The organism is Thermobispora bispora DSM 43833, assembly GCF_000092645.1.
Taxonomy (GTDB): Bacteria; Actinomycetota; Actinomycetes; order Streptosporangiales; family Streptosporangiaceae; genus Thermobispora; species Thermobispora bispora.
This window is the reverse complement of record NC_014165.1, coordinates 950,677-972,733: the sequence shown is the minus strand read 5'-3', so window position 1 is coordinate 972,733 and position 22,057 is coordinate 950,677. Positions and strand designations below refer to the sequence as shown.

18 protein-coding genes and 1 tRNA gene are annotated in these 22,057 nt (G+C 73.5%); 15 read left to right on the top strand and 4 right to left on the bottom strand.

Going from position 1 to position 22,057, the window contains the following annotated elements:
• The first annotated feature begins 417 nt into the window (after nucleotides 1-417).
• The 4 genes from TBIS_RS19710 to mreD all read left to right on the top strand — a co-directional run bounded on the left by TBIS_RS19710 (nucleotide 418) and on the right by mreD (nucleotide 4,098).
• Nucleotides 418-909: a PH domain-containing protein gene (locus TBIS_RS19710; protein WP_241019871.1), complete on the top strand. Its 492-nt coding sequence runs from the start codon at nucleotides 418-420 to the stop codon at nucleotides 907-909.
• Entirely contained in the window at nucleotides 906-2,735 is a 1,830-nt protein-coding gene (locus tag TBIS_RS20030) for a PH domain-containing protein (protein WP_013131110.1), read from the top strand. The genes TBIS_RS19710 and TBIS_RS20030 overlap by 4 nt, the downstream gene beginning before the upstream one ends.
• Before the next feature lie 92 nt (nucleotides 2,736-2,827).
• A complete protein-coding gene (gene mreC, locus TBIS_RS04255) occupies nucleotides 2,828-3,574 on the top strand; it encodes a rod shape-determining protein MreC (RefSeq protein ID WP_013131109.1) in 747 nt (248 codons plus the stop codon).
• Nucleotides 3,575-3,576: 2 nt separating this feature from the next.
• Nucleotides 3,577-4,098: a rod shape-determining protein MreD gene (mreD, locus tag TBIS_RS04250; protein ID WP_013131108.1), complete on the top strand. Its 522-nt coding sequence runs from the start codon at nucleotides 3,577-3,579 to the stop codon at nucleotides 4,096-4,098.
• A 35-nt stretch (nucleotides 4,099-4,133) separates the two neighbouring features.
• On the opposite strand, the gene TBIS_RS04245 is transcribed toward mreD, so the two are convergent.
• Nucleotides 4,134-6,161, bottom strand: coding sequence for an N-6 DNA methylase (locus tag TBIS_RS04245; RefSeq protein ID WP_013131107.1), 2,028 nt, complete (start codon nucleotides 6,159-6,161; stop codon nucleotides 4,134-4,136).
• 130 nt (nucleotides 6,162-6,291) lie between these two features.
• Here TBIS_RS04245 and TBIS_RS04240 point away from each other — a divergent pair, with 130 nt between their 5' ends.
• From TBIS_RS04240 to TBIS_RS04225, 4 genes are all read left to right on the top strand, one after another.
• Nucleotides 6,292-6,963 (top strand): PP2C family protein-serine/threonine phosphatase, encoded by a 672-nt coding sequence (locus TBIS_RS04240; protein WP_241019868.1) that lies wholly within the window; start codon nucleotides 6,292-6,294, stop codon nucleotides 6,961-6,963.
• A gap of 500 nt (nucleotides 6,964-7,463) precedes the next feature.
• A complete protein-coding gene (locus TBIS_RS04235; protein WP_241019867.1) occupies nucleotides 7,464-8,522 on the top strand; it encodes a PP2C family protein-serine/threonine phosphatase in 1,059 nt (352 codons plus the stop codon).
• Between the two features lie 268 nt (nucleotides 8,523-8,790).
• Nucleotides 8,791-9,954: an alpha/beta hydrolase gene (locus TBIS_RS04230; RefSeq protein ID WP_206207209.1), complete on the top strand. Its 1,164-nt coding sequence runs from the start codon at nucleotides 8,791-8,793 to the stop codon at nucleotides 9,952-9,954.
• A gap of 533 nt (nucleotides 9,955-10,487) precedes the next feature.
• Nucleotides 10,488-10,865, top strand: coding sequence for a PPOX class F420-dependent oxidoreductase (locus TBIS_RS04225; protein WP_013131103.1), 378 nt, complete (start codon nucleotides 10,488-10,490; stop codon nucleotides 10,863-10,865).
• A 186-nt stretch (nucleotides 10,866-11,051) separates the two neighbouring features.
• Here TBIS_RS04225 and TBIS_RS04220 read toward each other — a convergent pair.
• Nucleotides 11,052-11,126 (bottom strand) — tRNA-Arg (locus tag TBIS_RS04220).
• A gap of 584 nt (nucleotides 11,127-11,710) precedes the next feature.
• Here TBIS_RS04220 and TBIS_RS04215 point away from each other — a divergent pair.
• Nucleotides 11,711-12,079 (top strand): response regulator transcription factor, encoded by a 369-nt coding sequence (locus TBIS_RS04215; protein ID WP_041431179.1) that lies wholly within the window; start codon nucleotides 11,711-11,713, stop codon nucleotides 12,077-12,079.
• A 279-nt stretch (nucleotides 12,080-12,358) separates the two neighbouring features.
• The gene (locus tag TBIS_RS04210) at nucleotides 12,359-12,898 is read left to right on the top strand and encodes a hypothetical protein (protein WP_013131101.1); all 540 of its coding nucleotides are present in this window, start codon (nucleotides 12,359-12,361) and stop codon (nucleotides 12,896-12,898) included.
• Nucleotides 12,899-13,144: 246 nt separating this feature from the next.
• On the opposite strand, the gene TBIS_RS04205 is transcribed toward TBIS_RS04210, so the two are convergent.
• Nucleotides 13,145-14,557 carry a glycoside hydrolase family 16 protein gene (locus TBIS_RS04205; RefSeq protein ID WP_013131100.1) on the bottom strand — a complete coding sequence of 471 codons (1,413 nt, stop codon included), beginning with the start codon at nucleotides 14,555-14,557 and terminating at the stop codon, nucleotides 13,145-13,147.
• 649 nt (nucleotides 14,558-15,206) lie between these two features.
• Here TBIS_RS04205 and TBIS_RS04200 point away from each other — a divergent pair.
• The 5 genes from TBIS_RS04200 (at nucleotide 15,207) to TBIS_RS04180 (ending at nucleotide 20,892) form a co-directional block, all read left to right on the top strand.
• Entirely contained in the window at nucleotides 15,207-16,505 is a 1,299-nt protein-coding gene (locus TBIS_RS04200; protein ID WP_013131099.1) for an ABC transporter substrate-binding protein, read from the top strand.
• A 3-nt stretch (nucleotides 16,506-16,508) separates the two neighbouring features.
• On the top strand, nucleotides 16,509-17,522 hold the full coding sequence (locus tag TBIS_RS18835; protein WP_013131098.1) for a carbohydrate ABC transporter permease: 1,014 nt from the start codon (nucleotides 16,509-16,511) through the stop codon (nucleotides 17,520-17,522).
• A gap of 93 nt (nucleotides 17,523-17,615) precedes the next feature.
• Nucleotides 17,616-18,437, top strand: a complete 822-nt coding sequence (locus TBIS_RS18830; RefSeq protein WP_013131097.1) for a carbohydrate ABC transporter permease — start codon at nucleotides 17,616-17,618, stop codon at nucleotides 18,435-18,437.
• An 11-nt stretch (nucleotides 18,438-18,448) separates the two neighbouring features.
• Nucleotides 18,449-19,900, top strand: coding sequence for a GH1 family beta-glucosidase (locus TBIS_RS04185; protein ID WP_148231449.1), 1,452 nt, complete (start codon nucleotides 18,449-18,451; stop codon nucleotides 19,898-19,900).
• On the top strand, nucleotides 19,897-20,892 hold the full coding sequence (locus TBIS_RS04180) for a LacI family DNA-binding transcriptional regulator (RefSeq protein ID WP_013131095.1): 996 nt from the start codon (nucleotides 19,897-19,899) through the stop codon (nucleotides 20,890-20,892). The genes TBIS_RS04185 and TBIS_RS04180 overlap by 4 nt, the downstream gene beginning before the upstream one ends.
• A 4-nt stretch (nucleotides 20,893-20,896) precedes the next feature.
• On the opposite strand, the gene TBIS_RS04175 is transcribed toward TBIS_RS04180, so the two are convergent.
• The gene (locus TBIS_RS04175) at nucleotides 20,897-21,706 is read right to left on the bottom strand and encodes a ribosome hibernation promotion factor (protein ID WP_013131094.1); all 810 of its coding nucleotides are present in this window, start codon (nucleotides 21,704-21,706) and stop codon (nucleotides 20,897-20,899) included.
• Between the last annotated feature and the right edge of the window lie 351 nt (nucleotides 21,707-22,057).

Below are 22,057 nucleotides of genomic sequence, written 5' to 3'. Positions count from 1 at the left end.
GGCTCCCGCCGGGCGGTGCCGGCCGCGTGCCGGCCATCGCCCGGCGGGCCGCTCGCGGGAGCGGCCATGCCGGCGCCGCGGCCCGCTGAAGGCGGGCCCCGGAGAACCCCCGGCGGCCACCGGCATCCTGGCGGCAGAGGCCGGCCGCACCGCGGTCGATCGATCCGCGCATCGTCGGTCGCGCGGCCGTCCGCGGTCGCGGGCGGCGAACGCCGCAGGTACGGCAGGGACCGCCGATGTACGGCGGCCGCCGATGGGAGGCGCCCATCGTCCCCGGAAGCGCGGCGTAGCGCGGCCGTCCACCCCGGGGCGTGCCGTGGTCCCGGCCGGGCCGCGCATCGGGCGGAGGCCGGCCGCCATCCCCCGCCTGCCGGAACCCGTTACCCGGTACGGTCCGCGATCGGGCAGGGTGGAAGCGTGGAGACCCCCGTGTTGCGCGCCCCCGCACACCGCGTGAGCCGTACCGCGATCTGGTATTGGTTCACCAAAGCGCTGCTCGGCTGGCTGATCGCCGCCGGGTTCCAGGCGTTCTGGGTGGTCGTGCGGGACCATCACGAGCCCCTGCGCATCGCCGCCCTCACCGCCACCGTGGTGCTCGCCGTGCCGCACATCGCCGTCATGCCGTGGTGGCGGTACCGGGTCCACCGCTGGGAGGCGACGCCGCTCGCGGTCTACACCCGGTCGGGCTGGCTCACCCAGGAGTGGCGGATCGCCCCGATATCCCGCATTCAGACCGTGGACAGCGTGCAGGGGCCGCTGGAGCGGCTGTTCCGCCTCGCCACCGTGACGGTGACCACCGCGTCGGCCGCCGGCCCGGTGCGCGTGTCCGGGCTCGGCGCCGAGACCGCGCGGCGCCTCGTCGCCGAGCTGACCGCCAACGTCCAGAGCACGACGGGCGACGCGACATGATCGGGCCGGTCGAAGAGGCCCCGGGCGGCGGCCGGGAGGCGACCGGTGGCCCGGAGGGCGCCGCGCCCTGGCGCCGGCTCAGCCCGCGGATGCTGCTGATCCACCCGGTCCAGGAGGTCGTGCGCATGGCCCCGGCCCTGCTCGGCCTGCTCATCGCCGGCTCCTCCAGCGGCAACCCGGGGATGGTGTGGAGCCTCTGCGGGGTCGCCGCCGTGGTCCTCTACGGCGTGCTGCGCTGGTTCACCACCACCTACCGGCTCACCCCCGAGCACGTGCGGCTCCGCAAGGGCGTGGTGCTGCGGAAGGTGCTCACCGTCCCCCGGGACCGGATCCGCACGGTCGACATCACCTCCCCGCCGCTGCACCGCATGCTCGGCCTCGCCCGGGTGGAGATCGGGACCGGCCGCTCCGGCATCTCGGCCGGGCTCACGCTCGACTCGCTCAGCGCCGAGGAGGCCGCCCGGCTCCGGGTGGAGCTCCTCCACCGCCGCGGCACCGCCGGAGGCGAGACCAGGCCCGCCGCCGGGGCCGCGCCCACCGTGGCGACCGGGCCCGCGGCGGAGAGCGGGCAGACCGTGGCGACCGCGCCCGCACCGCAGACCGGGCCGCCCGCCGGGGAGGCCGCTTCGTCCCCCGGGCCGGGCGAGACCCTGCTCGCCGAGCTCCGGCCGGGATGGGTGAGGTTCGCCCCGTTCACGATGTCCGGCCTGGTCGCCATCGGCGTCTTCGCCACCTTCGTCTGGCGGCTGTTCTCCGAGTGGGGCGTGGACGTCCGCCGGGTCGGGCCGGTCCGGGAAGGGTGGCACTGGTTCAGCGGCCTCGGCCTCACCTCACAGCTCGTGATCGGGGTTCCGGCCTTCGTGGTGATCGTGGCGATCGCCTCCACGTTCGGCTACCTCTTCGCCTTCTGGCGGTTCCGGCTCACCCGGCACGACGGGACCCTGCACGTCACCCGCGGGCTGCTCACCAACCGGGCGACCACGATCGAGGAGCGGCGGCTGCGCGGCGTCCGGATCTCCGAGTTCCTGACGCTGCGGGCCGTGGGCGGGGCCACCCTGACCGCGGTGACGACCGGCCTGAACCAGGGCTCCCAGCGCAGCGGGGCGCTGCTCCCGCCGGCGCCGCGCGCGGAGGCCGAGCGGGTGGCGGCGCTCGTCATCGACGGCAAGGCGCAGGCGGCCTCCCGGTCCGGCCCGCCCGGTCCCGCGGCCGCCGGTCCGTCACCGGTGACCGCTCCCCTGGTACGGCACGGCCGCGCCGCCTGCCGGCGCCGGTTCACCCGGGCGTTCGGCGCGCACGGCCTGGCCCTGGCCGGGCTGGCCGTCCTGTGGCACACCGAGGTCCTGCCCTTGTGGCCGCTGATCGCCGGGGTGGCGCTGCTGCCGGTGACCGCGCTGCTCGCCGTCGACCGGTACCGGAGCCTGGGCCACACCCTGGTCCGCGGCCACCTGGTCACCCGGTCGGGCTCCATCCGGCGCCAGCGGGTGGTGCTCGAGTGCGACGGCATCATCGGGTGGACGATCCGGCGGTCGCTCTTCCAGCGCCGGGCCGGGCTCTGCACGCTCACCGCCACCACGGCCGCCGGCGACCAGAGCTACGCCGTACCGGACGTGGAGCTCGGCGAGGCGCTCCGGCTGATCGGCGAGGCGTCACCCGGCCTGCTCGACCCCTTCCTCCGGTACGGCACCGCCGTACCGGGCCCGCGGAACGGGGCCGCGCCGCAACGGCCGGCGGACGGCACGGGCGGTGAGGCGGGCACCGCCGCGCCCGGGAACGCCACCGCGGGACCCGGGGACGGCCGGGGCGCGGGGGACGGGCCGCCGTGACCCACGTCCGATTGCCGAGCACCGTACCGTGTTCCACACTATGAAAGGATGATCACCGTGGGGGGACGTGCCGTCCCTGAGGGTGGCGGCAGATGAGAAAGCGGGGACGGCGGATGCCCGCCGTGCTGCTGCTCGGATCCATCCTCCTGATCGCCGCGGATCACTGGACCACGCTCGACCCGATGCGGACCGCCGGATCGGCCGTGTTCGGCCCGCTGGAGAGCGCGGTCTCCGCCACGGTCCGGTGGGTGGCGCGCCCGCGGCCGCTCGAGGAGGCGGAACGGGAGAACGCCCGGCTGCGCGCCGCCCTGCAGGCCCTCGGCGAACCGGCCTCCGGCCCGGGAGCCGACGCCTACCGGGTGCTCCCGGCCCACGTCGTCGGGTACGGCCCGGACCAGACCGTCACCATCGACGCCGGCCGGGGCAGCGGGGTCGGACACGGCATGACCGTGTTCGACGGCCACGGCCTCATCGGGACGGTCATCCACGCCGGTCCCGCCACGGCGACGGTACGGCTGGCCACCGCCCGCGCGTCCTCGATCGGCGCCCGGCTGGAGCACTCCCGGGAGATGGGCGTGGTCACCGGAGTCCCCGAGCGCGGCCTGCTCCGGCTCAGCCTGATCAATCCCCACGCCGAGGTGAAGGCCGGCGACCTGGTGGTGACCCTGGGCTCACCGAGCCTGCGGCCCGTGGCGCCCGACGTGCCCATCGGCACGGTGATCGCGGTGGAGGGCGGCGCCGGCTCCCGCACCGCGCTGCTCCGGCCGGCCGCCCGGTTCGCCTCGCTCGACCTCGTCACCGTGGTGCTCGGCCCCGGCCCGGCGGCGGGAGGTGGCTGATCGTGCGGCCCTTCGTGCTCGCTGCCGTCGCCGTGGTGCTGCTCGCCCCGGTCCTCCAGGCCGCGGTGGTGAACCGCCTGGGCCTGCCCGGTGGGTTCCCCGACCTGGCGGTGATCGGCGTCTGCTCGCTCGCCGTCCTGACGCGGCCTCAGGTGGGCGCCCTGCTGGGGTTCGCGGCCGGGCTCGCCACCGACATCGCGCCGCCGGCCGATCACTCCATCGGGCGGCACGCCCTCGTCCTGTGCCTGGCCGGCCTGCTCTGCGGCAAGATCCCCAGGGACGCCGGCGTCGGGACGCGGACCGCGGCGGCGGCGCTCATCGCCCTGGGCGCGACCCTGCTCGACGCCGCGGTCGCCGTGCTCACCGGCGAGCGCGGCTCCCACCTCGCCGCCTCTCCCGGGCAGGTCGCCTGGACCGTGCTCGGCACGGCCGCCGTGGTCGGGGTGCTCTTCCCGCTCCTGCGCGAGCTGCGGCGACGGCGGAGAAGCCGCCGGTGGTACCACCTCAGCCGGAGGGTGCGATGATGGCCCCCGTGCGCACGCTCCCCCGCGGCCACCGGTCACCCCGGTTCGCCGTCCTGCGCCCGCCCGCGCGGCCGGAGCCGGCCGGAGGCGAGCCCTTCGAGGCCGGCCCGGGCGAGGGCCTGACCGGCGCTGGCCAGCTCGCGCACCCCGTCCTCCAGTTCGAGGAGCCGCCGGAACGCCCTGCCGTAGAGGCGCTGGCCGCTGAGCGGCAGCCGCGGCACCCGGGCCCGGCGGGCGTCGACCCGGGTGGAGTGGACGTGCGCCCGGGTCCGCGCGGCCGAGAACCTGAGGAATCCGGCGAGGAAGTCGGGATCGATCGTGGTGCGGTCCACCCGGAGCAGGCTGAGGTGCGGGCCGAGCACGGCGCCGCCCTCGTCGACGACCCGCGCCGTGGCGGGGGAGACCACGATGTCGCCCGGCCGGGTCGTGACCAGGCCCGCCGCCGGGGGGATCGAGCCGGACGGCCGGCCGCCGGCCATCAGGTCGTCGGCGGTGAGCAGGGGCAGCCGCCGCTCGCGGTGACCGCCGCCCTCCCCGGTCGCCTCACCGGGGCACCCGCCGCCCTCGCGGTCCCCGCGGTGCCGCCCGGGGGCGCCGCCGCGGTGCTCGGCCGGCTCGGGCATGCTCTTCAGCGACGAATGGTGGATGGTGACCAGCCCCGCCTTGGCGAGCTCGGCGACGGTGGTGACCGACGCCTCCCATCCGGGGGCCGGCTCCGGCAGGGCCTCGAGGTCGGGCAGGGCGGCGGTGAGCGCCGCCGACGCCGCGCTGAACCGGTCCCGCACCCGGAAGTAGTCGCGGGCGCTGCCGCGGAACGCGAGGTGCCGCACCGGGCCCACGTCGACCTCGTCGTCGAGGAGGTCGATGATCTGCACCGCCCGGGCGCGGTCCGGGAGGTCCTCCCCGGCGAGGTGGGCGCGCCACGCCGCCTCGGCCAGCCCGAGGTCGCCGGTGGCGTCGGCGACGAGGATCGACGCCGGCAACGGCTCTCCGCGCGCCGGGCGGCGGAGCAGCCACAGGTCCGGGCCGGCGGCCGCGAGCGTGATCACGGCCCGGAGGGCGCCCGCCCGCAGCAGGCCGGATCTGATCCGGCGGCCGGAACGGCGGGCGGCCGCGGCGGAGGGCATGAGGATCGCCACCAGTCCGCCGGGCCGTACGTGGGCGAGGCAGTGCTGCACCCAGGCGAGCTCGGATTCGCCCCGGGGCGGCACGCCGTACGCCCAGCGGGGGTCGCCGACCAGCTCGGCGTGCCCCCAGGCCCGCTCGTTGAACGGCGGGTCGCACACCACCGCGTCCACCTGCTCGCCGGGGAACCCGTCGCCGCGGAGCGCGTCGCCCGCGACGATGCGGGCGTCCCTGCCGCGCAGCAGCAGCCGTACGGCGGCGAGCTGGGCGACGGTGTGGTTGACGTCCTGGCCGAGCAGTCTCGGCGCGCCCGCCGCGAGGAGCAGCCCGCCCATGCCGCACGCCGGGTCGAGCACGGACTCCGCGTCCGCGGCCGCGAGCCGGATCATGAGGCCGGCCACGTCCGGCCGGGTGAGGCCGAGACGCCGGCTGTGCACCTCGATGAACCGCTCACAGAGGAACTCGAATGTCTCGATCGCGCCTTCGCGCTCCGCCATCTCGGCGATGAGGCGGAGCAGCTCGCCGGACGGGCGAGGCCCGCCCGCCGTCACGGGAAGGTCGGGCGTCGCCTCCGCGAGGAGGCGGGGCAGCCGCGCCGCCGGGTCGTCCTCGGCGGCCAGCCGCTTCCAGCCCTCCGGGTCTCTGCTGAGAAACAAAAGAAAGGCTCCGACCTGACCGAGCAGGTCGCCGAGCCTGAGATCACCGGCCGACGCCCGGAGCCGCTGCCATATTCGATCACCGAGGGAGACCGCGCGGAGTTTGCCGTTTCTGCGCAGCCATTCCTCGACTTCCGGCAGCGAGAACAGCGGGCTGGACGCGGTGCCGCCGACCGGGCGGGGAAAATCCTCATAACGACGTCGCCAATTGCTCACCGCAGCTCTGCCGACGTCGGCCAGCCGCGCTATATCGCCCGCGTTCACCGTGGCGTCCTGGCTCATAATTTTTCAGGTTAGGTCATACTTGTGAAGCCATTCAACCAGTGGTTAACTCAAAACCATGACGCACAATCGCCTTCGCTACGCCGCCGGATCGGATGTGGGACGGTCCCGCAGTAAGAATGAGGATTCGGTGTTCGCGGGCGAACACCTGCTCGCCGTGGCCGACGGCATGGGGGGACACGGCCACGGCGAGATCGCGAGTTCGGTGGCGATCGAAGCCCTGGCCGAGCTGGAAGGGGGCCCGCTCCCCGACGACCCGGAGGCCCTCGTCGCCGCGCTCGACGGCGCGGTCCAGGAGGCCGGGCGCAGGCTCAGCGAGATGGCGGCGCGCGACCCCTCGCTCGCGCGGATGGGGACCACGATCACCGCGATGCTCTGGGACGGGCACAGCCGCTTCGCCGTGGCCCACGTCGGCGACTCCCGGGCGTACATGCTCCGGGACGGCGCGCTCTACCAGATCACCCGGGACCACACGCTCGTCCAGTCGCTGGTGGACGACGGGCAGATGAGCCCGGACCAGGCGGCCAAGCATCCGGGCCGCTCCCTGCTCCTCCGCGCGGTCGAGACCACCGGCCTCCCCGACCCCGACCTCTCCCTGCGCGAGGCGCTCCCCGGGGATCGCTACCTCATCTGCTCGGACGGGCTGACCTCGGTGGTGGGCCCCGAGCAGCTCCACCACGTGCTCACCACCGTCGAGGACCCCCAGGAGGCGGTGCGCCGCCTCATCGACCTGGCGAACGAGGCCGGAGGCCCGGACAACATCTCCTGCATCGTCGCCGACGTCGAGCCGGTCTCCGCGTGATCCCGCCCCGGCCGTCGCCCGCAGCCGGCGACCGGTGCGCACCCGATGGCGAGTCCCGACCGCTCCCCCGGGTCCGGACCTCCCCGCCCCGGACCCGAGCAGCGGGCCGATGCCGCGACCGGTACGGGCGGCCCTGCGCGTCCCCGCCGCCGTACCCGCCGCGCCCCGAACGGGCGCTCGTCCCCGCCCACGCCCATCGGCCCCGCCCGCTTCACCCGCGTTATCCCGCCGGACGGCCGCCTCACCGAGCTGTGCCCGCATGGGCTCGTTTACCTCACTACGGGGCGACTGGCCATGCAGGCGGCAGTATGTAATCGACTAGGAGTCACAACCGTTTTTTACGGTCCGACTTGTTCGTCCGGCGTCCACGCAGCACTACGGATTGTTAGAGTGACCACGGCGCGCCGGGCAGTCAGAAGCATGCACCAGACACGCCCCGGAGGCAGCACGTGACAAGCGGCCGCTATCAGGGTTCCCCCGCACCAGAGCCCGTGAAGTCCGTGAGCCAGACGAACCGCAGGTCCCAGCTGATCATGGGCGCCCTCCCGTTCGTCATGATGGCCATCGTGGCCGCGGTCGACTTATCGACCGGACCGGGAGTCGGCTACATCTCCCTCCTCGCGCTGGGGCCGGCCTTCGCGAGCCTGGTCGGCGGGGTGCGCCGCACGCTGCTCATCGGGCTCATCGCCCTGGCGCTCTCCGTGGCCCTCTCCCTGTACAACGACCTCCTGGGCCGGCGCCCCGGCAACATGAGCCTGATCACGATCAGCGGGGTCACCGCCGCCGGCGTCCTGGCGACCAGGGAGCGTCAGCGGCGGGAGCGGGAGCTCGCCGACGTGCGGTCGATCGCCGCGGTGGCCCAGAACGTCCTGCTGCGCCCGGTGCCGCGGCGGGCCGGTCACCTGCGGGCCGCGGTCTCCTACACCTCGGCCAAGGCCGAGGCGCGGATCGGGGGCGATCTCTATGAGGTCGTGACCGGGCCGAGCGGCGTCCGCGTGATCGTCGGCGACGTGCAGGGCAAGGGCCTGGAGGCGGTCGAGACCGCGGCGCTCGTGCTCGGCGCCTTCCGGGAGGCGGCGCACGACGAGCCGGAGCTGCTGGGCGTGAGCGAACGGCTGGAGAAGGCGCTCAACCGCCGGCTGTCCGGCGAGGAGTTCGTCACCGCCGTCCTGGCCGAGGCCCACCCCGGCGGAACGCTCACCCTGCTCAACTACGGCCACCCGGCGCCGCTGATCCTGCGCGCCAACGGCAAGGTCGAGTTCGCCGAGCCCAAGGAGCCGGCGCCCCCGCTCGGCATGGCGATGCTCGCCGTCGAAGGCCCCCGGCCGTACACGGTTCGGTTCGAGCCGGGAGACCAGATCCTCCTCTACACCGACGGTGTGGTGGAGGCCCGCGACCGCAAGGGCCACTTCTACCCGCTCGAAGAGCGGGTCTCGCTGCTGAAGGACGACGACCCGGAGGCGGCCCTCGAAGCGCTCCGCCGCGACCTCGTCGCCCACGTCGACGGCCCCCTCCACGACGACGCGGCCATGCTCCTGCTGCGCAGCCGCGACGCCTGAGCCGACCGGGCGCCCGCGCCACACGAACCCCGCGCCCCGGCCGCGCCACACTTCGCGCCCTGGATCAGACCTCGCCCGGGCGCACGGAGACCGGACGCCCGCGCCGGTTCCCGAACCCGCGAGCTCTGGAACGCACCGAACGCCGCACCCCGCTAAACGCCTCAAGTGCCGATGACCGGGCACGAACATCATCTGAGGGCTGTGCCTCGCTTCTGCCATGCCCGGGACCAAGGACGTTGTTATCGAAAGTAAGCCTTGCGAAGGCTTCATGGAGTGCCGAGAGCAGAAGGAGGAGTGCGCCTACCGAGCGCCGCCGGACATGTGGAACTTCGCACCGGCGATCGTCACGGGTACCGTGCTGGCGGCCGCCGCACAGATCAGCAATGAAGCGGTACGAACGGGAACGCGGGCGCTCAACCAGGTCGGCAGGATGACGGGAGAGCTCATGCGATCGCTCTTCACCGGGGCCGGCGGCACCGACCCCCTGGCCTCCTTCGCGGACCGGATGCATTCCCCGCTCTTCGTGGACGGGCGCCCGGACGGGCTGCCGTCGATCACCGTGGCGTACGAGAGGCACGGCGCGGGCCGGCCGGTGGTCTTCCTCCACGGCATCGGGTCGTGCCGGCGCGTCTGGGACCCGGTGGTTCCGCTGCTGACCGACGACCACCATGTGATCGCCATCGACCTCCCGGGGTTCGGGCAGTCCGCCGACCTGCCGGAGTCGCTGCCGCGTGACCTGCCCACCATGGTGAACGAGCTGGGGGCGGTCTTCACCGAGCTCGGCTGCAGCCGGCCGCACGTCGTCGGCCACTCCCTCGGCGGGCTGATCGCGCTGCGGCTCGCCCAGGCCGGGCTGGCCCGGAGCGTCACCGCGTTCGCCCCGGCCGGGTTCTGGAACGAGGTCGAACGGCGGTACGCGTTCGCCGTGCTCGCCGCCGCCCGGCGCATCTCCCACCTGCCCGAGCCGCTCGTGGGCCGGCTGGTGACCACGCTCCTCGGCCGGGCCGTCCTGAGCGGCACCCTGTACGCCCACCCCGAGTGCGTCCTGCCCGAGCAGGTCATCACCTCGCTCCGCACGCTCCGCGAGGCCGTGGGCTTCACCGCCACGCTGCGCGCCGGGCGGGCCCGCGACCTGTTCATCGGCGACATCCCCGACGTCCCGGTGACGATCGCCTGGGGCACCGCTGACCACATCCTGCCCCGGCGCCAGGCGCTCCGGGCGACGGTCACGATCCCAGGGGCGCGGCTGGAGTGGCTGCCCGGGTGCGGGCACGTGCCCATGAACGACGCGCCCGACCTGGTCGCCGACATCATCCGCCGGACCACCGCCCTGCCGCCGAGCGCCGGCCGTACCGGGGAGGAGGCGGAGACGCTCCCGGCCTTCTGCGACACCTCGCTCAACGGCATGCTCGGCAGCGGCGATCACACGTGACGGCCCGCTCCGGCTCGCGCGCATTCCAGGCCACACCGCCGGTCGTGCCGGCGGGCCGCGTCCTCCGGCCGTGCGCGGAGCGGTGGAACCGCCCGCGGAGCCGGTCTCACCGGGCGCGGTGGCTCTCGCCGCGCACCGCCGGAGGCCGGCGGCCCGAGGCCGATCACCCGGTTCCCCAGCCCCGGGGGGAGCGCCGGCTCGGTCACCGGCGCACCCGGTAGCGCAGGTGGAGCACCCGGTCGCCCTGGATCACCAGGTCGGGGCTGGCGACCGCGCGATCCGGGTTCCGCGTGGCGTTCCGGTGGGCCGCCGGCCCGCCCGTGTGGCGGGCGGGCCGCGGCGTGCGCCGGCCGGCACGGCCGTGCCCGGACCCCGCAGCGGGGACGGTGTCCCTGCCGGTGGCGACCTCGGATATCGGGCGGACGGATCCGTTCCCGCGATGCCGGGATCCGTGGATGGCTCGGGGCGGCCACGGGACCGCCGGGGTGGGATGGCATGATCTGCTCGTCACGGCCGCGCAAAGGAGGGATGCGGTGCTGCCGGATGCCGCCCGTGAACTCTTCGACGGCACCCACTGCGCGACGGTCGCGTGCCTGAACCCGGACGGTTCGCCGCACGCCTCCGTGGTCTGGGTGAAGACCGACGGCGACGATGTCCTGTTCTCCACGCTGAAGAGCTGCCGCAAGTACCGGAACATCCTCCGGGATCCGCGCGTCACGATCTTGGTGCTCGATTCGGCGAATCCGTACCGGTACGCCGAGGTCCGGGGGACCGCGACCGTCATCGACGACCCCGAGGGCAGCCTGATCCAGGAGCTCTCCCGCAAGTACACGGGCCGGCCGTGGCCCGCCGAACCGGACCGTCAGCGGGTCATCGTGCGGATCACGCCGAAGAAGGTGTTCGTGCGGTGAGCGGCCGTCGCGGCGGAGCGCCGCACCGGCCGGCCATGGCCGGGCGCCCTCCGATCACAATGTGGTGAAGATCTCAGTGACGGCCTGCCGGAGCCGGCGTACGCCGAAAAAGAAAAACGGCGGGAATCCGCAGGAGGCTCCTGTCCCATCCGCCGTGATCAGTGGCCGGATCGACCGGCCGGTATGTGGTGCCCCCTGCAGGATTCGAACCTGCGCACCTGGCTCCGGAGGCCAGTGCTCTATCCCCTGAGCTAAGGGGGCGTGGCGGAGATAAGGCTACCAGCTTTTCCGGGTGGCTCGTCACGCCGATCGCCGTAACGTCCCGGACACGGCCCGCCCGGCGGCCGCTCCCGTCCGCCCGCGGCGGTCCCGCACCCGTCAACGCCCGCCCTCCCCCGCCTTCTTCCCGATCCGCTCCGCCGTACGGCCCGGCCCGCGGGGAGGCCCGGCGCGGGCCCAAGCGAGGCGTGCGCGGGAGACCGGGCCGGGTCGTGGGGCGGGCACGGGCGGGCCCAGCGGTACGCGCCCGGCGCGGGCGGGCCCACCGGGCGGTACGCGCCCCGGGGCGGGCGGGCCCGGCGGGGTGCTGCGACGGACGGCGCGGCGGCGGGGTGCGACGGACGGGCGCGGTCCGCACGGAGCCGCGGCATCATGCGCGATGATCCCGGGCGGTGCGGCGACCCGGGTGTGCGGCCCACCGCACCGGCCTTCAGAGGGGCCGCCGCCGTCCGGAGGGCTCTCGCGCCGGCGAGCCCTGCCTCGCCCGCGGTCCCAGGTCGCCGAACCGGCGCGTGGTACCTCAGAGAAGGGTTAGCTTTGCCGCCGTGGAGGAAGTCGTGGGGCGAGTGCTGGTCGTCGATGACGACGAGGTCATCAGACAGCTCATAGCGGTCAATCTGACGCTGGAGGGGTTCGAGGTCGCGACCGCGTGCGACGGGCAGGACTGCCTGGACCGGGTCCATGACATCGACCCCGATGTGATCACTCTGGACGTGATGATGCCCCGGCTGGACGGCTGGGAGACCGCAACCAGGCTCCGCAGCGATCCCAGCACCCGCCACATCAAGGTCGTGCTCATCACCGCCCGCGCCCAGGAGGAGGACCGGCGGCGGGGCCTCGGCATCGGGGTGGACGCGTACGTCACCAAGCCGTTCGACCCCGCCGAGCTCATCCAGATCGTGCGTGAGCTCGCCGAGAGCGACGGCTCGGCCTGACGCTCCTTTCGCGTGGCTGACGCTTCCGCCCCACGGCCGTGGCCCGGCGGCCGCGGCCGGTATCTGAACGGCTTCTTTACAGATGCCGCGTGAACCTTGCGGCCTCCGGGGTACGGCGAACTCCACGGCGCCCGGCCGCGCCGATGCGCCCGGGCCGGTGGAGCGTGCGGCCCGCGGAGCGGGATGTGCGGCGGCGTGCCGCCCTCGCGGAGCAGCGGCACCCCGGCGGAGGCCTCCGCCGGAGGCGGTGCACCGCGGACGAGTGGAGGGAGCGCTGCAATGCCTGACCCCGGAATCCACGCACCCGGCCCGCCGAGCCCGCGGCCGACGCGCCGGGGAGGAACGCACCGGCTGATCGTCTGGCTCGCCACGGCTCTGGCATTGGCGGCGGGTACCGGCGTCGCGGCCGCGGGAAGCCGGCCCGCTCACGAGGCGGTCAGCCCGCCCGGCCACCACCTCCAGCCCACTCCCACCGCGACGCCCTCGCCGGCGGACGGCCGCCACACGTTCACCTCGGAGACCGGCCGGGTGACCTCCGTCTCGGAGGACGCGATCACGATCGCCGGCGAGTCCGGCGCGCACACCTACCGGGTGAACGGCTCGACCCGGGTGTGCGCCGGGGTGGAGGGCCTCCGGGGCATCCGGACCGGGGACCAGGCGTGGGTGATCGCAACCCGGGACCGGGACGGCCAGACCGCGGTGATGATCGTGGACCTCACCCGGCCGAAGTGGCCGGCCGGGCACGGAGGCGGTTCGCCGCGACCGGGGACCCCGGAGCCCACGGAGATCACGCCGGCGCCCGAACCGGAGCAGAGCTGACCCCGTCCGGGGCGCGCCCGGGACCGGACGGTCCACGGTGAGGGACCGGACGGGCCCCGGTGACGCCGGACCGCCGGGCCACGGGGCGCCCCGGCGGACGCCGGCCCCCGGAACGGCCGGTTCGCGTGCCGGCGGGCGCGTCCTTGAGGCCCGGCGGACGCGCCTGGAACGCGGAAGGCGGCGCGGCACGCGAGGTGCCGCGCCGCTCATCGGCGGGCCCGCCCGTGGGTCAGGGCCCGCCCGGGGTCACTCGAAGGTGAACCAGTTGAGGTTCACGAAGTCGGCCGGCTGGCCGCTGCTGAAGGTGATGTAGACGGTGTGCTTGCCGGTCACCGGGCTGATGTTGGCCGGCACGGTGCGCCAGCTCTGCCAGCCGCCGGTGTTGGCGATGGCGAAGTCACCGATCGGCGGCGCGGTGAGGCTGTCGAGCCGCACCTGCACCAGCCCGCTGATCCCCTCCGGCGCCCCGGAGGCGACCCGCGCCTTGAACTGGGTCACCGGGGTCGAGCCGAAGTCGACGTTGTCGAAGCGGAGCCAGTCGCCGTTGGCGATGTACCCGACGTTCTGGCCGCCGCCCTCGTCACTGCACGGCTCGAGCTGCGTGCCGCTCTGCGCGCTGTAGTGCTCGGCCTGGATGATGGACCGCGCGTCGAACCCGCCGGGCTGCGGGCTCGTCGACGGCGACGGGGACGGGGACGGGGACGAGCCGGAGCCGCTCTGCCAGACGGCGACGTAGTCGACGAGCATCGGCTTCCCGGAGACGGTGGCCGAGGTCGGGGTGGGGAAGCCCGCGACCCCGTCGGGGAAGGCGCCGCCCATGGCGACGTTGAGCAGCAGGAAGTAGCCGGAGTGGGAGGTCATCTTCGACCAGGTCGTCGCGTCGAGCTGGTTCTGGCTCACCGTGTGGTAGAGCTGGCCGTCGACGTACCAGCGGAGCTGGTTGGGCGAGACGCTGGTGTCCCACTCGAAGCGGTAGGTGTGGAAGCCGGACTGGCAGGTCGACCCGGGGCAGGCCCGGCTGTTGCCGATGCCGTTGGGCTCGTTGCACGGTCCGCCGGGGTTGACGCCGCAGTGGAGCACGCCCCAGACGGTGTTGAGCCCGTTGACGTTCTCCATGATGTCGAACTCGCCGATCTCCGGCCAGTTCCAGTAGTTGCCGCGGTACGGCGAGCCGAGCGCCCAGAAGGCCGGCCAGTAGCCGAGCGCGGCGTTGCCGGTCACGTTCGGCAGCTGGATGCGGCCTTCGATCCGCAGGATGCGGCCGGGGGCGGGCTTGAAGTCGGCCCGGCGGGTCTCGATCCGGGCGGAGGTCCACTCACCGCTGGCGGTGCGGATCGGGGTGATGCGCAGGTTGCCGTTGCCGTCGAGGCTGACGTTCGCCGGGTCGGCGGTGTACCGCTGGATCTCACCGGTGCCCCACCGGTCCGGGCCGCCGGGGTACGAGTGGCCGGTGTCGATGATCCAGTCGCTCGACGAGGGCAGCGACCCGGCCGGGCCGTTGAAGTCGTCCGCCCAGATCAGCGTCCATCCGGAGGGGGTGCCGGGCACGGAGGCCGAGGCGGGCCGGGCCGCGACGGCGAGGAGCGCGGCGCTCGCGAGGAGCAGGGCGAGGATCGGATGCCGGAGCCTCGCGAGGGGTACGGGGAGCGGTAGTCGCATCGCTGCTCTCCTGAGCGTGCCGTGGGGGGAATCCGGGGGTTGGGCCGCGCCGTGATCGCCGCCCGCGTGCGGTGGCGTCACGACGGGCCGGGGCGGGGTCGGGCTTGTCCCTGTCGGCGTCCGCCCCGATAGGCCGCGACCGGGATGCCGGCCGGTGCCCGGGCCATGGGGGTGGCCGCGCGGGCGCCGGCGTCCGGCCGTTCCCTGCGGCCGCGGACCGGTTCGCCGTCACTTTCCTACGCGATCTGACTTCGGTCAAGAAGGTTTCCAGATTTTGTGAGAGCGCTTTCTCACCTTCTACTGGCTGACCAGGCCGACCACGAGAGCGCTCTCTCCCCTGCCATCCGCCCGCCGATGCCCGCCGCCCGGCCCTGGGCGGCCAGGTCCGCAGGCACGGCCGGCCGTACGACATCGCAGGTCACGGCGGCCGCCGGCGCGGCCGGCCGCCGGTGCGGCCGCCACGCCGGGTTCCGGGCCCGGACTGAGCCAGGAGTGTGAGAGCGCTCTCATTTCGTTACGGCTTCGTGAACGGATGGTGACGAACGTTACCGTTCTGCGCCTTGACCTCACCCTCCGTCATGCGCAAGGTGGTGAGAGAGCGCTCTCTTCATGATCATCTAATTTCGAAGCGCGAACCCAGGGAGGGTTCATGGGCACTCGCCACGTGGGACGCCGGATCGGCCGGCTCGCCGCCCCCATGCTCGCCGCCACCCTCATCGCCACCGCGGCGGCCTGCGGCGGCGACGGCTCCACCCAGACCGGCTCCGGCGGCCAGGAGAAGATCAAGCTGACGGTGGGCCTGTTCGGCGACTTCGGCTTCGAGCCGCTGTACGAGGAGTTCAAGAAGACCCACCCGAACATCGAGATCGAGGAGCGCCAGGCGTCCTTCGCCGACCACCACACCAACCTCGCCGCCCACCTCGCCACCGGTGCGGGCGCCGCGGACGTCGAGGCCATCGAGGTCGGCTACATCAGCCAGTTCACCGCCCAGCCGGACAAGTTCCACGACCTGCGCGAGTACGGGCTCGACAAGCGGCAGGGGGAGTACCTCCCCTGGAAGTGGCAGCAGGGCGTCGCCCCGAACGGCGCGCTCATCGGCCTCGGCACCGACGTCGGCGGCCTGGCCATGTGCTACCGGACCGACCTGTTCGAGAAGGCCGGCCTCCCCACGGACCGGGACGAGGTCTCCGCGCTCTGGCCCACGTGGGAGGACTTCATCGAGACCGGCAAGAAGTTCATGAAGTCCGCGCCCAAGGGCACGGCGTTCATCGACAGCCCGGGCGAGATCCTCCGCGCGATCATCGCGCAGGCCCCGGTCGGCGTGTACGACCAGAACGACAACATCGTCGTGGCGACCAACCCGGACGTGAAGCGCGCCTGGGACCTGTCGGTCCAGATGATCCAGGCCGGCCTCTCCGCGAAGATCGCCGCGTTCACCCCCGAGTGGAACACCGGCTTCAGCAAGGGCACCTTCGCCACCGTGGTCTGCCCCGCCTGGATGACCGCGTACATCCAGGACCAGGCCAAGAACGCGGCGGGCAAGTGGGACATCGCCGCGATCCCCGGCGGCGCGGGCAACTCCGGCGGCAGCCACCTGACCGTGCCCAAGCAGAGCAAGCACCCCAAGGAGGCGGCCGAGCTGGTCGACTTCCTCACCTCCGCGGAGAGCCAGGCCAAGGTCTTCAAGACCACCGGCAACTTCCCGTCCATCCCGTCGCTCTACGACCAGCCGGACATCCAGAACTTCACCAAGGACTTCTTCAACGGCGCCCCGGTCGGGAAGATCTACTCCGAGGCCGCGAAGAAGCTCCAGCCGCAGCACCTCGGCCCGCGTGAGGGCGACGTGCGCACCGCGATCGGCAACGGCCTCGGCCGCGTCGAGCAGGGCAAGCAGACGCCCGAGGAGGCCTGGGCCCAGGTCCTCAAGGACGTCGAGAAGATCAAGTAAGCGATGGCCCCCGACGGAACCGTGAGCGCGGAACGGCGACCGGCCGGGCGGGGGGCCGATCGAGCGGTTCACCGGGCCCTCCGGACCTGGCGGGCCCGGCTCGACCGGCTCGACCTGTCGGTCTCGCCGTACGTCTACATCGCGCCCTTCTACCTGCTCTTCGCGGCGTTCGGCCTGTTCCCGCTGCTCTACACCGCGTGGGTCTCGCTCCACGACCGGAACCTGCTGAGCAGCGAGAGCCCGTTCATCGGGCTGGACAACTACCGCGAGCTGCTGGCCGACGAGTACTTCTGGAACGCGGCGTTCAACACGCTCTCCATCGGCGTCATCTCCGCGGTCCCCCAGCTCCTGCTCGCGCTGCTGCTCGCGCACATGCTGAACCGGCCGCTCCGGGCGCAGACGGTGTGGCGGATCACGCTCCTGCTCCCCAACGTCACCAGCGTGGTCGCCGTGGTCGTCATCTTCAGCCAGCTCTTCGGCCGCGACTTCGGCCTCATCAACCTGATCCTCGAGGCGCTCGGCTTCGAGCGGGTGAACTGGCAGGCGGGCGTGGCGAGCTCGCACATCGCCATCGCCGTGATGATCATGTGGCGGTGGACGGGCTACAACGCCCTCATCTACCTCGCCGCCATGCAGGCCGTACCGCGGGAGCTGTACGAGGCGGCCACGCTCGACGGCGCGTCCAGCCTCCGGCAGCTGCGGAGCATCACGATCCCGATGATCCGCCCGACCATCATCTTCACGGTCATCGTGACCACGATCGGCTCGATGCAGATCATCGCGGAGCCGCTGCTGTTCGGGGCCCAGGTCAGCGCCGGCGCCGCCGTCACCGGCGGGACCGACCGGCAGTTCCAGACCCTCGCGCTCTACCTCTACGAGAAGGGGTTCCGGAGCTTCGAGTTCGGCTACGCGTCCGCGGCCGCGTGGGTGATGTTCCTGCTGGTCGCGCTCGTCGTGGGCGTCAACTACCTGATCGTCCGCCGCATGCGGGGAGGCCTCGATGACCAGCGCTCGTGAGCGGCGCCCCGCGCGGGCCCCACGGCCGGCCGCCCGGCCGGCCGCACGTTCCGGTACGGCCGGCCTGCCCGGCCACACCATCGAGGAGGGTGGATGAGACCCCTGCGCGCGCACCCGCTCGTCTACCTCACGCTCATGGCGGTCGCGTTCTTCTCCGCCTTCCCCATCTACTGGAGCCTGGTCGTCGCCTCGCACGACAACGCGGCGCTCGCCGAGGTCCCGCCGCCGCTGCTCCCGGGCGGCAACTTCTTCGCCAACGTGCGGCGGGTCTTCGACACGGCGCCGTTCGCGCTGGCGCTGGTGAACTCGTTCGTGGTGTCCGGGTCGATCACCGTCTCGGTGGTGTTCTTCTCGACCCTCGCCGGGTTCGCCTTCGCCAAGCTGCGGTTCCGCGGCCGGAACGCGCTGCTCACCCTGCTCGTGGTCACGATGATGGTCCCGACCCAGCTCGGGATCATCCCGCTCTACATGCTCATGATCAAGCTGGAGTGGACCGGGCGGCTGTACGCGGTGATCGTGCCGTCCCTGGTGAGCGCGTTCGGCGTGTTCTTCATGACCCAGTACCTGAGCCGGGCGCTCCCCACCGAGCTGCTCGAGGCGGGCCGCATCGACGGCTGCGGAAGCTGGCGGCTGCTGCGGTACATCGTCTTCCCGGTGGCCCGGCCGGCCGCCGCCGTGCTCGGGATGCTCACCTTCATGACGGCCTGGAACGACTACTTCTGGCCGCTGGTGGTGCTCACCCCGGACAACCCCACGGTGCAGGTGGCGCTCTCCCAGCTCGCGAGCGGCTACGTCCAGGACTTCGCGCTCGGCCTGACCGGCACGGCGGTGGCGACCCTGCCGCTCGTGCTCATCTTCATCCTTCTCGGCAAGCAGATCATCGGAGGGATCATGCAGGGAGCGGTCAAGGGATGACCGAATCGGCCATGACATCACGGGGGCGGGCCGAGGACGACGGGGGCGACCTCGTGGCCGCGGGCTCGTCCAGGGACACGCGCGGCGAGCCGGACGCGGCCCGGGGGGACCTGGTCTTCCCTGACGGCTTCATCTGGGGGGCCGCCACCGCCGCCTACCAGATCGAGGGCGCCGTGGCCGAGGACGGCCGGGGCGCGTCCATCTGGGACGTCTTCTCCCACACCCCGGGGAAGGTGGCGAGCGGCCACACCGGGGACATCGCCTGCGACCACTACCACCGGTACGCCGACGACGTGCGGCTCATGGCCGGCCTCGGCCTGACCGCGTACCGGTTCTCCGTGGCCTGGCCCCGGATCGTCCCGGACGGGTCGGGCCCGGTCAACCCGGCCGGCCTGGACTTCTACGACCGGCTCGTGGACGAGCTGCTCGGGCACGGCATCACGCCGTACCCCACCCTCTACCACTGGGACCTGCCGCAGACCCTGGAGGACCGGGGCGGCTGGGCGGCGCGCGACACCGCGTACCGGTTCGCCGAGTACGCGCTCGCCGTCCACCGGCGGCTCGGCGACCGGGTCCGGTGCTGGATCACGCTGAACGAGCCGTGGGTGGCGGCCTTCCTCGGCTACGCCACCGGGGAGCACGCGCCGGGGCGCCGCGACGTGCCCGCCGCCTTCCGCGCCGTGCACCACCTGCTGCTCGGTCACGGCCTCGCCGCCTCCGCCCTGCGCTCGGCGGGCGCCGCCCAGCTTGCGCTCACGCTCAGCCTCTCCCCGGTGATCGAGGCCCGCCCCGGGTCCGGGGAGGCGGCCGCCCGGGTGGACGCGCTCGCCAACCGGCAGTTCCTCGACCCGGCGCTGCGCGGCCGCTACCCGGAGGAGGTCCTCAAGATCATGGCCGGGCACGGCGGGCTCGGCCACATCCGGGACGGGGACCTGGAGACGATCCACCAGCCGCTGGACCTGCTCGGGGTGAACTACTACTCCCCCACGTACGTCTCCGCGGCCGAGGGCGAGCCGGCGAACCCGGCCTTCCCCGGGAGCGAGGGCATCCGGTTCGAGCGTCCCGACCGGCCGGTGACCGCCATGGGCTGGCCGATCGACGCGGACGGGCTGCGCACCCTGCTGCTGCGGCTCTCCCGCGACTACCCGGAGGTCGGCCTGATCATCACCGAGAACGGGGCCGCGTTCGACGACCGGGCGGACGGCGACCGGGTGCACGACCCGGAGCGCATCGCCTACCTCGACGGCCACCTGCGGGCCGTCCACGATGCGATCATGGCCGGTGCCGATCTGCGCGGGTATTTCGTATGGTCGTTGCTGGACAACTTCGAGTGGGCCTACGGGTACCACAAGAGGTTCGGCATCGTGTACGTGGACTACACGACCATGCGGCGCATACCCAAGGAGAGCGCGCTGTGGTATCGGGACGTCGTGCGGCGCAATGGTCTGCGGAACGGCGAGTGAAGCGGCCCACCCTGGAGGAGGTCGCGGCCCGGGCCGGGGTGTCGCGGGCGACCGTCTCGCGGGTGGTGAACGGCCGGCAGACCGTGACCCCGGAGATCCGGGAGTCCGTGCTCCGCGCGATCCAGGAGCTGGGGTACGTCCCCAACTCGGCGGCGCGCAGCCTGGTCACCCAGCGCACCGACTCGGTCGCCCTCGTGGTCTCCGAGCCGCCGACCAGGGTCTTCTCCGACGACCCGATGTTCTCCACGGTGATCCGCTCGGCGAGCCTGGAGCTGGAGAAGGCCGACCGGCAGGTGGTGCTCATGCTCGCGAGCTCGCCGCGGAGCCACGCCCGGATCGAGCGCTTCATCGCCGGCGGCCACGTCGACGGCGTCATGCTGATCTCGATGCACGGTGCCGACCCGCTGCCCGCCGCCCTCGCCCGCATGGGCGTCCCCGTGGTCTCGTACGGCCGGCCCGCCGTCCCGGTGCCGCTGCCGTACGTGGACAACGACAACGTGGGCGGCGCGGAGCTGGCGGTGCGCCACCTGCTCGAGCGGGGCCGCCGCCGGATCGCGACCATCGCCGGGCCGCAGGACATGATCGCCGGCCAGGATCGGCTCACCGGGTACCGCAACGCGCTGCGCGGGTCGGACCGCCGCTCCATCGTGGCCGTCGGTGACTTCACCCGGGAGTCGGGGGCGGTCGCCATGCGCCACCTGCTGGAGGACGACCCGGGCCTGGACGCGGTGTTCGCCGCGAACGACATGATGGCGATCGGGGCGCTGCAGACCCTGCGGCAGGCGGGCCGGCGGGTGCCCGATGACGTGGCCGTGGTCGGGTTCGACGACATCGAGGCCGCCCGGTACACCGAGCCCCCGCTCACCACGGTGCGCCACCCGGTCGCCGAGCAGGCCGCCGCGATGGTCCGGCTGCTGCTCAACCTGTTCGACGGCGGACCGGCCGACCCGGTGATCCTCCCCACCGAGCTGGTGGTGCGGGAGTCGGCCTGAGCGGTCACGCGCTCGGCGTGATCAGCCCGTAGTGGCCGTCGTACCGGTGGTAGAGGAGGCATCCCCGGCCGGTCTCGGCGTCGGCGAAGAACACGAACGGCTCCCCGCTCAGCTCGAGCCGGTCGATCGCCTGCCGTACGGTGAGCACCGGCGCCGGGTCGGGGTCGACCGTGAGCGGGATCGCCACCGGCCCGAGCCGGTCCGGCCGTGGGTGGACCTGGGCGAGCCGGTAACCGCCGTCGGCGCGGTAGATCACGCTGTCCTCACCGGTGTCCGCCTCGGTGAAGAGGTGGAAGTCGTAGTCGAGCTGCTCCATGTCGAAGGCGGCCTCGTCCGGGGTGGCGACGGCGAGCTCGTAGGTCTTGCGCCGGACGATCTGCCGTTCCTCGGCCGGGCGGGGGAAGTACGGCAAGGGCTTGCGGGGCGGGCTGGACCGCCGCCACTCCTCGTCCACGTCCCTCGGCACGCGGCCGCGCAGCGACTCCCAGTCCCGGGAGGTACGGCGGAGCCGGACCCGGAGCCGGTCCTGGAGCTCGTCGATCGCCTCGTGCATGGACTCGGCCACCGCCTGGGCCCGGAGCAGCCGCCCGTTCACGTCGACGTTGGCCTGGGCCACGTACGGGCGATCCACCGCGGGGTCGGGCAGCTTGCTCAGCTTCACCCGCGCGTACAGCACCGGCTCATGTGCGGCGAGGGTGACCGCGGCGATCGCCTCCTTGGCCTCGTCCACGGCTGCCCGGGGCACCTCTCCGCGCGTGACCACCTGCACGTCTTCGGCATCGAGCGCGACGGGGGTGTGGTGGCGACGGCTCACTCAGGATCACCTCCGCTCAGCACTGGCGACGGGCCGCCCCGCGCTCACCCGCCTGGGGCGGGGTGCGAGGCCGTGGCGCGCCCACGCGCCGGCTGTCCTCCGGCGCGGGCCGGTGGGCGCACGATCGCGCGCCCGCGCGCCGCCCGCTCTCAAACTCTTCCCGGTTCCGGGCCGGGCAGCCCAGGGTCTTTCGGTCCGAACCTTCCGGGACGTCAGGCCGGGCCGTACCTCCCGGCGCGGCGAGTCAGGGCCCTGAGGCGGGGCTGTCCCCGCCAGGGCGGACATACCTCCCGGCGCGGCGAGGCTCAGGAGCCTGCCGGCCGGATCGCCGGGGATGCGAAGCCTCTCCCC

Coding starts and splice junctions, on each gene's coding strand:
- TBIS_RS20030 (WP_013131110.1), top strand. CDS start 906: ATGATCGGGCCGGTCGAAGAGGCCCCGGGCGGCGGCCGGGAGGCGACC.
- mreC (WP_013131109.1), top strand. CDS start 2,828: ATGAGAAAGCGGGGACGGCGGATGCCCGCCGTGCTGCTGCTCGGATCC.
- TBIS_RS04245 (WP_013131107.1), bottom strand. CDS start 6,161: ATGAGCCAGGACGCCACGGTGAACGCGGGCGATATAGCGCGGCTGGCC.
- TBIS_RS04230 (WP_206207209.1), top strand. CDS start 8,791: ATGGAGTGCCGAGAGCAGAAGGAGGAGTGCGCCTACCGAGCGCCGCCG.
- TBIS_RS04210 (WP_013131101.1), top strand. CDS start 12,359: ATGCCTGACCCCGGAATCCACGCACCCGGCCCGCCGAGCCCGCGGCCG.
- TBIS_RS04205 (WP_013131100.1), bottom strand. CDS start 14,557: ATGCGACTACCGCTCCCCGTACCCCTCGCGAGGCTCCGGCATCCGATC.
- TBIS_RS04200 (WP_013131099.1), top strand. CDS start 15,207: ATGGGCACTCGCCACGTGGGACGCCGGATCGGCCGGCTCGCCGCCCCC.
- TBIS_RS18835 (WP_013131098.1), top strand. CDS start 16,509: ATGGCCCCCGACGGAACCGTGAGCGCGGAACGGCGACCGGCCGGGCGG.
- TBIS_RS18830 (WP_013131097.1), top strand. CDS start 17,616: ATGAGACCCCTGCGCGCGCACCCGCTCGTCTACCTCACGCTCATGGCG.
- TBIS_RS04185 (WP_148231449.1), top strand. CDS start 18,449: ATGACATCACGGGGGCGGGCCGAGGACGACGGGGGCGACCTCGTGGCC.